The 12,544-nt window shown below is 60.9% G+C and carries 10 protein-coding genes and 4 pseudogenes; 8 read left to right on the top strand and 6 right to left on the bottom strand.

The window, feature by feature from the left end; translation table 11 throughout:
• On the bottom strand, positions 1-2,158 hold a 2,158-nt coding region (traA, locus tag CP49_RS16415; RefSeq protein WP_245310716.1), incomplete at its 3' end, for a Ti-type conjugative transfer relaxase TraA.
• Between the two features lie 181 nt (positions 2,159-2,339).
• On the opposite strand from traA, the gene CP49_RS16410 reads away from it, so the two are divergent.
• The 4 genes and pseudogenes from CP49_RS16410 to CP49_RS42860 all read left to right on the top strand — a co-directional run.
• A complete protein-coding gene (locus CP49_RS16410; protein ID WP_057851272.1) occupies positions 2,340-2,666 on the top strand; it encodes a conjugal transfer protein TraD in 327 nt (108 codons plus the stop codon).
• Position 2,667: 1 nt separating this feature from the next.
• The gene (locus CP49_RS16405; RefSeq protein WP_057851255.1) at positions 2,668-2,907 is read left to right on the top strand and encodes a conjugal transfer protein TraD; all 240 of its coding nucleotides are present in this window, start codon (positions 2,668-2,670) and stop codon (positions 2,905-2,907) included.
• Positions 2,889-3,314, top strand: a pseudogene (locus tag CP49_RS16400) (TraB/TrbI/VirB10 family type IV secretion system protein); the annotation flags it as partial. The gene CP49_RS16405 and the pseudogene CP49_RS16400, both read left to right, overlap by 19 nt.
• 247 nt (positions 3,315-3,561) lie before the next feature.
• Positions 3,562-3,775 (top strand): annotated as a pseudogene (locus CP49_RS42860) (tRNA-dihydrouridine synthase); the annotation flags it as partial.
• Positions 3,776-3,991: 216 nt separating this feature from the next.
• Here the strand turns inward: CP49_RS42860 and CP49_RS16390 are convergent.
• Positions 3,992-4,516 carry a TRAP transporter large permease subunit gene (locus tag CP49_RS16390; protein ID WP_057851253.1) on the bottom strand — a complete coding sequence of 175 codons (525 nt, stop codon included), beginning with the start codon at positions 4,514-4,516 and terminating at the stop codon, positions 3,992-3,994.
• Between the two features lie 1,594 nt (positions 4,517-6,110).
• Between CP49_RS16390 and CP49_RS16375 the strand changes: the two genes are divergently transcribed.
• The 3 genes from CP49_RS16375 to CP49_RS16365 all read left to right on the top strand — a co-directional run bounded on the left by CP49_RS16375 (position 6,111) and on the right by CP49_RS16365 (position 9,643).
• Positions 6,111-7,502 (top strand): glycosyltransferase, encoded by a 1,392-nt coding sequence (locus CP49_RS16375; protein WP_197423131.1) that lies wholly within the window; start codon positions 6,111-6,113, stop codon positions 7,500-7,502.
• A 30-nt stretch (positions 7,503-7,532) separates the two neighbouring features.
• Positions 7,533-8,630, top strand: a complete 1,098-nt coding sequence (locus tag CP49_RS16370) for a glycosyltransferase family 4 protein (RefSeq protein WP_082646052.1) — start codon at positions 7,533-7,535, stop codon at positions 8,628-8,630.
• 155 nt (positions 8,631-8,785) lie between these two features.
• Positions 8,786-9,643: an SDR family oxidoreductase gene (locus CP49_RS16365; protein WP_057851250.1), complete on the top strand. Its 858-nt coding sequence runs from the start codon at positions 8,786-8,788 to the stop codon at positions 9,641-9,643.
• A 70-nt stretch (positions 9,644-9,713) separates the two neighbouring features.
• On the opposite strand, the pseudogene CP49_RS44705 reads toward CP49_RS16365, so the two are convergent.
• A pseudogene (locus tag CP49_RS44705) lies at positions 9,714-9,952 on the bottom strand (DUF892 family protein); the annotation flags it as partial.
• A gap of 187 nt (positions 9,953-10,139) precedes the next feature.
• Positions 10,140-10,337, bottom strand: coding sequence for a hypothetical protein (locus CP49_RS47385; RefSeq protein ID WP_245310719.1), 198 nt, complete (start codon positions 10,335-10,337; stop codon positions 10,140-10,142).
• A 561-nt stretch (positions 10,338-10,898) separates the two neighbouring features.
• Here CP49_RS47385 and CP49_RS16355 point away from each other — a divergent pair.
• Positions 10,899-11,276, top strand: a complete 378-nt coding sequence (locus tag CP49_RS16355; RefSeq protein WP_057851249.1) for a PRC-barrel domain-containing protein — start codon at positions 10,899-10,901, stop codon at positions 11,274-11,276.
• A 208-nt stretch (positions 11,277-11,484) separates the two neighbouring features.
• Here CP49_RS16355 and CP49_RS49255 read toward each other — a convergent pair whose 3' ends face one another.
• Both CP49_RS49255 and CP49_RS16345 read right to left on the bottom strand, forming a co-directional pair.
• Positions 11,485-11,664: a hypothetical protein gene (locus CP49_RS49255; protein ID WP_420807617.1), complete on the bottom strand. Its 180-nt coding sequence runs from the start codon at positions 11,662-11,664 to the stop codon at positions 11,485-11,487.
• Positions 11,665-11,824: 160 nt separating this feature from the next.
• Positions 11,825-12,544 (bottom strand): annotated as a pseudogene (locus CP49_RS16345) (DNA topoisomerase IB); the annotation flags it as partial.

The following is a 12,544-nucleotide window of genomic DNA, read 5'->3' as shown; positions in this document are numbered from 1 at the left end:
AAGGAAAAAGCCGGTCCCGACTGGCAAAATCGTCACGGCCATAATGCAGGTCCACGCCGTCGCGGTGCCGCGACAAGGCGACATAGCTGCCATGGACGTCCATGCCTGGCGTCGCCAGCACATGGGCGCAGTCCACCGTCATGCCCTGAGCCTTGTGGATGGTCGCGGCATAGCCATGGTCGATCCGGTTATAGTCCCTGAGGTCGAAGCGAACGGATCGGCCGTCGTCGGTGCGCACGGTCATGGATTGTGCGCTCACCTGTTCGATGGTCCCGAGTGTGCCGTTCTTGACGCCAAGGCCTCGTTCGTTTTGCAGGAATATGACGCGATCCCCTCTGGCGAACCCGCGGTCACCGCGCTTGACCGTCACACGCACCTCATTGCCTAGATCACCGGCGAGCCGCATCCGCTCCCGCGCCGCCTCATTGAGGGCGCCCACCTCGTCGTTGGTGTGGGTGAGGATGATGCGGCTGCGATCCGGTAATTCCTGCCGGTCACGGTTCCAGCGGTCGATCAGATCGCCGCGCGCCTGCTCGCGGGTTTGAGCCTCATGCACCATGCCACGGGAGCGGTAGGCTTCCAGCGCATTGCCGGTTCTGCCGGTCGCCAAATCGCGCGTGGCGTCCCGCTGCCAGTTCTCCCGCTGGCGGCGTACTTCGCCGACTTCCGCGCCACCATGCCGCTCATGGATCGACCGGAACGCCGCGCCCGCTTCGATGGCTTGCAGCTGCGCGGGATCCCCGACCAGCACCACCTTGGCTCCGGCCTCGACAGCATGGGACAGCACCCGCTCCAATTGGCGCGTACCGACCATGCCCGCCTCGTCGATCACCAGCACATCGCGGGTCGTAAGCAGGTCGCGGCCCTGGTGCCAGCCATGCTCCAGGCTGGCGATGGTGCGTGACGCAATGCCCGATCCGCTTTCGAGGTTTTCCGCCGCGATGCCGGACAGCGCCACGCCCCGGACCTGGTAGCCCGCTGCTTCCCATGCCCCCCGTGCCACGCCCAGCATCGCGCTCTTTCCCGTCCCGGCATGGCCGACCACGACGCTCAAATCGCGCCCCTTCGTGACATGCGCGAGCGCTTCGGCCTGCTCGCCCGAAAGAACAAGACCGCGCGCTTCCGCACGCGCAAGGGCCGCCCGCTTGTCGGTGCCGTTCACCTCGTGGCTCTCCCGTTCTGCCATGAGTTCCGCGGCACGATGCAGGCGTTGTTCCGCCTCGATCATGGCGCTCGTCGTGAAGCGATCTTCGCCGCGAGCGTCCTTGCCGAGTACGACCAGATCAGGTGCGCCGCGCATCGCTCCCATCACCGCGTTGAACTGGTCGAGCCCGTCGCTGTGCCGGTGCGCGAACTTCGCCATGTCGCGCTGCGTGAAGGTCGATTGCTGATGCGTGATCGCGTCCAAACCAAGGGAGGGATCGGCGATGATCCGCGCGCCATTGCCGCGCGCGATCTCTCGGTGCATCTCGGCGCGGTCAGCTTCAGTCCCTTCGTCCTCTATGCCCCGAACCTCGATACGTTTGGCGGGCGCGCCAATCTGGCTTTGCGGCTCCAGCGCGATGCCCTGCGCCTCGAGGCTCCGATGGTCGATACGCGCGTCGATGTCGAGTTCGGCCAGCCGCTCATTGGCGAGCTCGGCCCAGCGTTCGCGCCAGCGCTCGACCATCTCGGTGCGGTTCCAGTCTCGCACCTTCCGGCCAAAACCGTTCTCGTCCACCGCGCGCATGGTCAGCATGACATGGGCATGGGGTTTGGGCATGCCGTCCTCGGCCAGGTCCCAATGCACATTGAGATCGGCGATCATGCCCCGATCCACGAATTCGCCTCGCACAAAGTCGCGGGCGAGTTCGATCCCCTGAGCCTGGGTCATCTCGCGGGGAATGGCGAATTCGACCTCGCGGGCAAGCTGCGCATCTTTCCGGACTTCGAAGGCCTCGACATCGTTCCACAGCCGCTCGCGGTCGCTCCAGGCCTCCGGCGCGTTCTCCGGCAGCATCACCTCGGAATCGACGACGCCGCGCTTGGCGGAAAAATCATGGCTGCGGTCAAGGCGCTCGTCGCGCAGACGCGAGCCCGAGCGGTAGGCGGCTGATGCCACTGCGCTTGAGCCGGACTTGCGGCCAATGACCTTGACGTGAAGATGATAGATCGCCATCGCGACCGGATCAGTGCCATAACAAAGCGCACGTCGGAACGACGTATAAGCGCGCCCTCCCTCGAAAAATTCTCGGGCGGGACTACCCCGTCTCAGGCCGTCCCGGCAGCCTTACAGCATTTTGCAGGCTGCTCAATTACTATTGCTCCATCGTCAGCTTACACAGCTTACGGAGAGTATGATGCGCAAGCCAAGGGACTTTGACACCGAACTGAAAGCGCTCGAAGACAAGGCGCGCTCGCTGAAAACCCGCAAGGTCCAACAGCTCGGCGAACTCGTTATCGCCACCAGAGCCGATACACTTACCGCCAATGAACTGGCGGGTGCGCTGATCGTGCTGGCCGAGACAAAAGAAGCCGGAAAGAGGGAGGCGTGGGCCAGACGCGGAGCCGCGTTCTTTCAGGGACGGCCGCGGCGAGATGCACCGGCAACTGAACGCGTGTCGGACGGCGCTCCGGCGCAACCGGGCGGCGCGCAACCGGCATCAGGCCGCAAGGGCGCGACATGACATGCGCACATGGCAGGTCGAGCGCCGCAAGCGCACGCGGCACCTCATCGAACTCGGCGGGCTCGTCGTGAAAGCCGGGCTCAGCAACCTGACCGGCGACGATCGTGCCACCATCCTCGGCGCGCTGCTCTGGATCGCCGACAAGCTCCAAAGCGATCAGGGCGAACGGGCGCGAGCGCTATGGGCCGCAAAGGGGAAGCAAGCGTTCGAGGCGGCGACACACCGCAGGGCGCGCGATTGATCGGCAGCTACGACAGCCAAGTCACGTTTGGGCAGTCCCGGGTACTCCTGGTCTGGACCCGACTTATTCTGCCGAACGGACGCTCCATCGTGCTGGAACGCCAGCCAGGTGCCGATGCCGCAGGCAATGCTGGTCTTGAGGACGAGGTCGATAATCACTGGCGCGAATTCTTCAAAGCTGGGGCGCTGTCGACGTTGCTTGGCGCAGCGACGGAGATCGGTTCCAGTGGGAATGACAATGACATCGTTCGCGCGCTGCGCCGCGGCGCAGGGGATACCCTCAATCAGACCGGTTAGCAGGTGATGCGTCGTAATCTGAACATTCAGCCGACACTAACAACAAGGCCGGGGTTTCCGGTGAGGGTCATCGTCAATCGCGATATTGTACTTGAGCCATACAGAGGATGAGAGACGGCCAAGCTCGTCGCTCTCAACAAAATGCCAACACGGACGACCACAGTCGGAGTTAGTCCGCGTCGGATAGGAGATCTGCTTGACGCGAGCGATAGCCTTGGCGCGAACGTCAAGAGCGAAAACCTCGCTTGGTGCGGGGTTCTCTTTGGGAAGCAGGAACGAGCCCCGGGGGAGCCGAATCCTTCGGCCGCCGGCATGTCTCCGGACCACATTCTCTGGTCGCCGCGGCTGTGGCTTAGCCATCTCCCGCGCCATTGTTCGTGGCGACAGCGCGCGGCTGCTCGGCTTCGACGTGAGCGAGCACCCGGTCGCGCTGCAGCTTGGCGGCTCCGATCCGGGCGATCTCGCAACTGCTGCCAGGATCGGCGAGGAATTCGGCTACGACGAAATCAATCTCAATGTCGGCTGCCCTGGTTACGGACGGCCGCTTCGGCGCCTGCCTGATGGCGGAGCCATAACGGGGCTTGCTGGCGCGCCGACGGCGTGCCGGCCGGGCGGGTGGCCTGGCGCGCGCCAACACGTCGTGGCCGATCGGCGCTGGCCCAAACCGAAGTAAATCACCGAGCCCGGCGATCGGTGACGGTTGCCGATGAGTGTGTGCCGAGCTTGCATTGACCGCTCCGATAATGTCCGCGTCGTTGCGGCAATCACCGGCACCGGCTATCACCCCCTCAGTCGAGGAATCCGAAGCGTCGGGGCAGCCAGAGCACGATCTCCGGAAAGGTCAGGCAGAACGCCACCGCCAGCAGCTGCAACGCCACAAAGGGAATAATTCCGCGATAGATGTGGCCCATGTTTACCGACGGCGGGACAGTGCCTTTCATGTAGAACAGCGCAAAGCCGAATGGCGGGGTCAGGAACGCCGACTGCAGGTTCACCGCCACCAGGATCGTAAACCACAGCATGAAGTCCTTGTTGGTCGCCAGGTGCGGCTCGAAGCTCAGCTTGGTCAGGATCGGCGCGAAGATCGGCAACACGATCAGGCAGATTTCGAGCCAGTCGAAGAAGAACCCCATGATGAACACCAGCACCATCACGAAGATCATGATCTCCCAGCCGGTGTTGATGCCGAGCCCCTTGAGGAGCTCCACCACCAGGTCGTCGCCGCCCAGCGCGCGGAACACGAAGGAGAACAGCGTCGCGCCGAAGATGATGAAGAACACCAGCGCGTTGGTCAGCGCTGAGCTCTCGATCACTTCCCGGAGCACATCCAGCCCCTATATGCGTGGCGAGCGGAACGATGCTGTGGGGAGACTGCTCAATCCTCTCAAATACTGCGCCCTGCAGCGCAGTGCGAACAGGTGGTGTCTGGGAACGATTCTCCGTTCCACGCGTCGATCTTCCGCGTTGCCGTGGAGAGCTCAGATGACCGGTGAAGATTTCGATGGCCCAAGCAAGCTCGACCAAGCCAAAGAGGCCGTTCAGGCGGCTACCCAGACAGTCAAGGAAACCACTCAGTCCGTCGCCGACGCCGTCGAAGCAGGCCGGCACCCAGGCGCGCCTCTCGACCGCTTGGCCCGTTGGACTCAAGAAGCGCCCCTACACGCAGTCACTATAGCGTTTTTGGTCGGTGTTCTGGTCGGGCGCAGGTAACTAGCCAATGCATTCAAACGGGCTGCCCGGGGATCGGATTTCCCCCGCAGGGGGCGATCCTCACTCACACGCTTGCACGAGCGGCCGGTACTCTCGCGCCATCCGGTGCGCTGAGAAGAGCTCTTCGAAACGCGGGCGCACTTTTCTTCTGTCCAATCGCGCGAGTTGGCGACCGCGTCGGCCTATTCCACCTCTTCACGATGAAGCCGGTGAGCTGCCTAATTCGTACACGGCAACTCGCGAGCGAAGGCTTCATCTACTAATGGATTGCATTGCCAGGACCACCGTCGATGATAGCAGCGACGAAAGGGCGAGCAATGTCCAATCCGGTCTTGCGCTTCCTGCTGCTATCTGTCCGAGCAGCAATTCTATCTGCTTTATCATTCGTCCCTCGGAAGCCGGTCAAGATAGGCGAGTCCAGAACACGTGAGTTCTTCAGTCTCGCTTTGGCTGGCCTCCAACTTCCCTCGCAAATGGCGCTCCAATAGGCATCGTCGACCGTCCGCAACGTCGCGATGCGTCGCCAGATAGACGGTCCAAGCCGTGTCGACCGCCTTTCGCAGAACTTCATCGACCATCCTCCAACTCCAACAAGTGTGACCATTGGGAACCCACGGGTGCTGCAGCATCGCCGCGTGCATCTTGGCCCACTGCCGCGTGATGTGCAGCAAATCCGGTCGGAAAGCCGGATGCCGGGAATCGGCAAGTCCGATTTGATAGCAAAACTCACATTGTCTTTGGAAGTTTCCGATTTTTCCCGGTGCGTCCGAGATTCAACGGCAACAGATATCGCAAGTTGGAACTGTCGAGGCGGCGCTCGCGCGACCCGGGATCAATGAAAACAAACGTTCAGGGTAGCCAGCAGAATTTAACTACAAGACTTGCCCGTCGAGCGGCTGCGGGAAAAATCCTCTCCTCGGCCTGCTCGCGCTCGCCGTCCAATTCGGGATCGCGGTAGCAACGGCTTCGATGAGGTCGCACCCAATCGCATTTGAGAACGCGCGTTGTTTCGCCGAGCGGCATGCATCCTACGGCAGAGCTCGATTGGTCGGGTCGCAGCTCAGTGGAGAGCGCGCCAAGATATCATGCGATCGGGATCAACACGTTTCGAGCAGCTCCATTGCTCGTCCAATAAGCACGATGAACAAACGTTCATCTAGTTCAACTTCTCGACCGACCTCCAGCCGGAGAAACTTCTTGGCGCTTCCAGACTTATTGCATGGGAAAAAATGGAAGAAGCGTCCTGGAGGGGCGCCGATCAACTTTTCTGTGCCGTTGCAAGTTTGCGGAGTTTGTAAAACCCGAGGCCGCGTTCCCGCGCTCGAGAACTGTAAGGGCGACACTTCGATGTCTATGCTCAGCTCCGCCGTTCAACGATCCACCCTCGGGCTGCATACGCTTGAACAGTACGAGCCGCTGATCGGCGCTGCGACGGTCAAGCGCATAGCCGCCAAGGCCGAGCGGATGCGCACGATGCGCGTCGCCCATATCAGTTCGACGTTCTATGGCGGAGGCGTCACCGAACTACTCACGCCGCTGACCCTGATGATGAACGCGACAGGCATCGAAACCGACTGGCATTTGATTCAGGGAACGCCGGGCTTCTTTGGCTGCACCAAGAAGCTTCACAACACGCTGCAAGGCGAGCGGCTGGAATTTTCCGACGCCGAAAAGACGATCTACGAAGAAGTCGTGTTCGAGAACGCCACGCGGCTGCATCTTGACGATTGCGACGCGATCATCGTACACGATCCGCAACCTTTGCCGTTGATCACGCATTTTCCCGATCTGGAGATGCCCTGGCTCTGGCAATGTCACGTCGACCTTTCCTCGCCATACGCTCCGGTATGGACGTATCTGCGCCAGTTCATCGAGCAATATAACGCCGCTATCTTCTCGCTACGCGAATACGGTCAGGATCTTCAGGTCGACCAGCAATTCGTCACACCGGCAATCGATCCGTTTTCTGCGAAGAACCGGGAGCTGTCCGATCGAGAGATACGAGAATTCCTGGGCAACTACAAAATTCCGACGGATCGTCCATTGGTGACGCAGATTTCCAGGTTTGATCGATGGAAGGACCCGATGGGGGTGATTGAAGCCTTCCGAAAGGCGAGACAGCAGGTCGACTGTAGGCTGGTGCTCGTCGGCAACAACGCCTCCGACGATCCGGAAGGCGGCACAATCCTCGAAACGATCGAGCGCGTTGCCGATGAAGACATCATTGTTCTTGCAGTCGATGACCCAACGCTGGTGAACGCGCTGCAGCGCTCCGCCGCCGTTGTCCTGCAGAAGTCGCTCCGCGAAGGCTTCGGTCTCACGGTCACCGAGGCGATGTGGAAGGGCGCCGCTATCATCGGCGGCGACGTGGGAGGCATCCGGCACCAGATTAAGGATGGATGGAACGGATTTCTGGTGAGCACGCCCGATCAGGCGGCGGCAAGAATCGTCCAGCTCCTGAAGGAACCCGAGCTCCGGAAGCAGGTCGGCTTGCGGGCAAAGGAAAGCGTCCGGCAGAACTTTCTGATGACCCGCCTATTAGAGGATTGGCTCGACTTGCTGTCCAAATACGAGCGACCGGTGATCTGACGGTCGGTTCAATCTTGATGGTGGAAGCCGATGCGAATTGCCCAGGTAGCGCCTCTGGTCGAAAGCGTGCCTCCCAAGCTTTACGGCGGCACCGAGCGGGTGGTGGCGTGGCTGGTCGACGAACTCGTAAGCCTTGGGCATGAGGTGACGCTGTTTGCCAGCGGGGATTCGAAGACGTCAGCCAAGCTTCATGCCGTTTGGCCGCGCGCGCTTCGCCTCGGTCGGCCGAGGACAGATCCGATGGTGGCGCAGGCCGCTCTGCTGGAGGCGGTGGCGCGGCACGCGACGGAGTTCGATATCATTCACGCCCATATCGATTGGCTGCACCTGCCGCTGCTGAGCCGGCTCGGCGTGCCGTTTCTCACCACGTGCCACGCGCGCATGGACTTGCCGGGCTTTGCAGACATGGTCCGCCGCTTTCCCGATGCGCCGTTCGTCTCGATATCGGATAACCAGCGCGCTCCCTTGAGCGAGGCCAACTGGATCGGCACCATTTATCATGGCTTGCCGGCCGACCTGTTCCAGCCGTCCTTCGAAGCGGGCTCCTACCTCGCCTTCCTGGGTCGGCTGACGGCGGAGAAAGGACCGGAAGCCGCCATTCGGATCGCGCGCGCTGCCAAGATGCCGCTTCGTATCGCTGCAAAGGTGCCGCGGGGCGAAAGAAGCTATTTCAAGGAGCAACTCGAGCCGCAGATCGACGGGAAACAGGTCCAGCTCACCGGCGAGGTCAATGATGAAACGAAACGGCAGTTTCTGGCAGGCGCGGCTGCGTTGCTGTTTCCTATCGATTGGCCCGAACCGTTCGGCCTCGTCATGATCGAGGCCATGGCCTGCGGCACGCCCGTCATTGCATTCAAGTCCGGCTCGGTGCCGGAGGTCATTGACGACGGCATCACCGGCTTTGTTGTCAGGGGCGAAGCCGAAGCGGTCGAGGCGATCGGAAGACTGTCCGAACTCGATCGAAGCCAGGTGCGCAGGCATTTCGAGGAAAGGTTTACCGCAAGACGAATGGCACAGGAGTATCTCCGCCGCTACAAGGCACTGGTTCATCCCGATGTGAGCGAAGTTCATCCCGGCATCGGGCCCGCCTTGGTTCCCTCGGTGCCCGATCGCCGTCCGGCCCCGTAACAGGCAAGCGGCCGCAAGTCTCCGAGTGCGTCCCGACAACCCCTTGAGGATGGTGTCACCTGAAAGTTCACCTGCCAGCCTGAGCTACGCGGGGTGCAGGAACCAACCTGCAAAACGGAGGTTGGAACGCAATTGGGATCAGAGAGAAGGCAGCCATGCTGAATTTTCCCCGCCCCCCGTTTCCAAACCAACACCAGCCGATGCCCGGCAAGACTGCCGCGATGAAGCCGGCGCCCGATCATGGCGAAACGTCCTACAAGGGCAGCGGTCGCCTCAACGGCAAGAAGGCCGTCATCACCGGCGGCGACAGCGGGATCGGCCGCGCGGTTGCCATCGCCTACGCCAGAGAGGGAGCTGACGTCTTGATCTCCTATCTCGACGAGCACGAGGATGCCCGGGAAACCGAGCGGCTGGTGACGGAAGCCGGCAGAAAAGCCGTCCTGCTTCCCGGCGATATACAGACCTCCAGTCAATGCCGCGCCGTCATCGCGAAGGCCGTATCGGAGCTGGGCGGCATAGATATCCTCGTCAACAACGCGGCGCATCAGGCCAGCTTCAAATCGATCGGCGACATTAGCGACGAGGAATGGGAACTGACGTTCAAGGTGAACATCCACGCGATGTTTTATCTTACCAAGGCAGCGATAAGCCACATGAAGCCGGGTAGCTGCATCATCAATACGGCGTCGATCAATTCGGATGTCCCCAACCCGACGCTGCTAGCCTATGCAACGACCAAAGGCGCGATCCACAATTTCACGGCGGGACTTGCGCAGCTTCTGGCCGAGAAGGGAATTCGTGCCAATGCGGTTGCTCCGGGGCCGATCTGGACGCCGCTCATCCCATCCACGTTGCCTGAGGACTCCGTGAAGAACTTCGGCAAACAAGTCCCGATGAAGCGTCCCGGTCAGCCCGTCGAACTGGCGACCGCTTATGTCATGCTGGCCGATCCCCTTTCAAGCTACGTATCCGGCGCGACGATTGCCGTCACCGGCGGCAAGCCCTTCCTGTAAAAGGAGTCCCGCCGGCTCTTCAATACTCTGCCAAGTCTCCGCTCCCCGAAACCTGGCAGACGGTGCTGAGTCAGGCGGCGTTCGACGCCTTGATGTTGACGCTCTTCCGAAACGCGATGGTATCGAGCTTCGTGTTCGCCGCCTTTTCCTCATTTAGATTGGTGGTCAGGAAACGCACGATTTCGTCATGGTCGAGTTCCTCGGCCCAGGCTATCAACGTCCCATATCGGCAGCTCTCATAGTGCTCCACGGCCCAAGCGGCGGCGGCGATGGCAGATCAAGTACGGCCTTGTCCTTCGATTCGCCCGCGCCCATCTGAGGCCTGTCCGCTAATCAGCTCGCATGCACGCTGATGTCCATGATGGCCCAGACCACGCGCTCCAATCAGAGGGCCGGATACATTGATGCAAGACCGCATCTGCCAGGTTGACGAAACGTCTTGCAACGCGCGGCCGGGCTGGCGCAACACAACAAATGTTAGGATTTGGTCAGCCCCTTAACGAACTCGCCCGCAGCAAGCCTTCCGACGTGATGTCCCGGTATTCAACGTCGGCATAAAACCTTGGCTCCACCCATGTCGCCTTCGGCTTTCTGATGTGCTTGGTAGCTTTGACTTTGGGCTGACGACCGTGTCGAGCTGCTTCCTGATCTGGCTGGAGACAGTGCGCGACCAACCAGTTCCCACCTTGCCCATGTAAACTAATTCCCTTCCTTCCTGCTTGCCGAGGTAGAGCGCAGCGACGCCACTAGGGTCTTTGACGAACCCGACGACCGGAAACTTGCCCTTGTGCACGGCCTTGATCTTTCAGCCAGTTCTCATTTCGCTCCGACCGGTACGGCGCATCTGCCCGCTTCGAAATGATGCCTTCCCAGTTCAACTTGGCGGCAAGGTCGAACATCCGTTGGCCGTCTCCGACTGGCGGAAAGTCGGACCCGAATGCTTGTCGCCCCGATCCTAATGTCTCCTGAGGGCACAATTTCGGAAGTGTCCCGGTTTGAACAGCAGGTTCGTTATACTCTCACGAGGTCAGGCCGCCTCCGGCTGATCCGTTCCGTACGACCTTGAAAAGGGATGGCACTTATTATTGCTGCGACTACTGCGAACTGGAGGTTGTTAGAGTCAGTGTCGGCGACGATAGATCGATGATGAGCGCTACGGCGGGCGCTTTCGTTGTGAAATGTCCTCCGGAGCGCCAGGAACGACCACGTAGCGGCCGAGTTAAGTCGACAAAACTCACACTGAGGGAGGAAGCCAATGGCCCGCGCTACAGCCCATCCGGATCATCAATGCATCTCAAGCGAAGACATTCAGGGAACCGAGGTTTATGGGGCGGGTGGAAAGAACATCGGTGAGATTGATCACCTCATTATCGACAAGGTGTCAGGTCGCGTGGCTTATGCCGTCATGAGCTTTGGCGGATTCGTTGGGTTAGGCCACAGCCATTACCCCATCCCGTGGGGTGCTCTAACATATGATACGTCGCTTGGTGGTTTTCGAACCAGTATCACCGAGCAACAGCTGAAGGATGCGCCTGAGTTCAGTGACGACTCCTGGCAGGATAGAGATTGGGAAACGCGCACCCATCGGTACTACGGCACGCCTACGTACTGGGAGGGGCGCGGTGGCCTATAACGCTAGGCAGCGCTCATTCCCAGTTGCCAATTGAGTCGTTGGAGAACTGGTCGACCGGCCCCGGGAATCGGTGAGAAGCGGGAGGTAGCCTAGCCCCAATCGGGCAGACGCGCCAGGCGTGTATCGCCAATCGAGTCAAGGACGTCCTTGACCGGTGCAAGAGCTTCGTTCGGTGAAACGCCAAAGGGTAGATCCCGGCACGCGACGATCAGCGCCATGTCGCGGGAATGCGGATCCTGCACGGTCCTTCATCCAGCCGTACTCCTCGCGCGCCTGTCTCCTGCAGCACCGAGATTGCCCAGCCGCGTAGCGTCTGGAGGGCCGGCCGCCGTTCGTTCTTCATCATCAGCATCGAGATCACTCCTGCCGGACGAGTCCCTTGGCCCATCGCCCGCTCCGGCTGCTAACACAGGGCAGGGCTTCGAATTAGCAGGTCAGCGGCTTCCCTCATGTTCCGCCGCCTGGCGCAACGGGCAATCAGGAGACGGTCGGCCGTTTTCTTCGCTTGCTGGATCGGCGGCTTGAGGAGGAAAGACGGTTGGGGTTCTTCATCGGAAGGCTTTGCATGCATCGCCGCCCTTGCTCTCGATCTTCGGCATGGCACGTGGCCCGTGGTTGTGGACCGCCTCCCGCTTGCCAGACAACACGTTGGGATCGGCGCTCTTCGGCTGCTCGGCCACTTTGGCCAGCCGGGCGCGCAGTAACGCGAGCACGGCGGCTTCCTCCGGCTTCAGATTTTCGACTGCGCTCCGAAGCTCGCTCTCGGCTTGTAACTTGATCTCGAGGACCAGGTTTCCGTCCATGTAGGCGTTGAGCACCTCCGGATGGATGTAGCACTTCCTGCAGATCGTCGGCGTGTTGCCGAGCCGTGCGGAGACTTTTTCGATCGCGCTGCGAAGATTGCGCTTGGCTTGAGCGGCACCGTCGAAGCTCTCAAGTTCGCTCAAGGCCATGGCCGCCAGCACCGTCCCCGCCCAGGTTCGGAAATCCTTTGCCGTAATGTCTTTACCGGTAATTGCCTTGAGATACTCATTCACATCGGTCGATGTGACATCCTGGCAATTGCCTTGTTCATCGACGTACTGAAGGAGGTCCTGCCCCGGGAGCTCCTGACAGGCCCTAATGATCTTGGCGAGACGCCGGTCTCGTACGTGCAGCGACCATTGTTTGCCGCCCTTACCAGTGAATCGGAAACGGACCTTGTTTCCCCTCGATGGCCACGTGCCGGTTCTTCAACGTGGTCAGGCCATAGCTGTTGTTCTGCCTGG

Origin of the sequence: Bradyrhizobium valentinum (assembly GCF_001440405.1) — a bacterium.
In the GTDB taxonomy this organism is placed as follows: domain Bacteria; phylum Pseudomonadota; class Alphaproteobacteria; order Rhizobiales; family Xanthobacteraceae; genus Bradyrhizobium; species Bradyrhizobium valentinum.
This window is presented reverse-complemented; position numbering and strand designations above follow the sequence as displayed.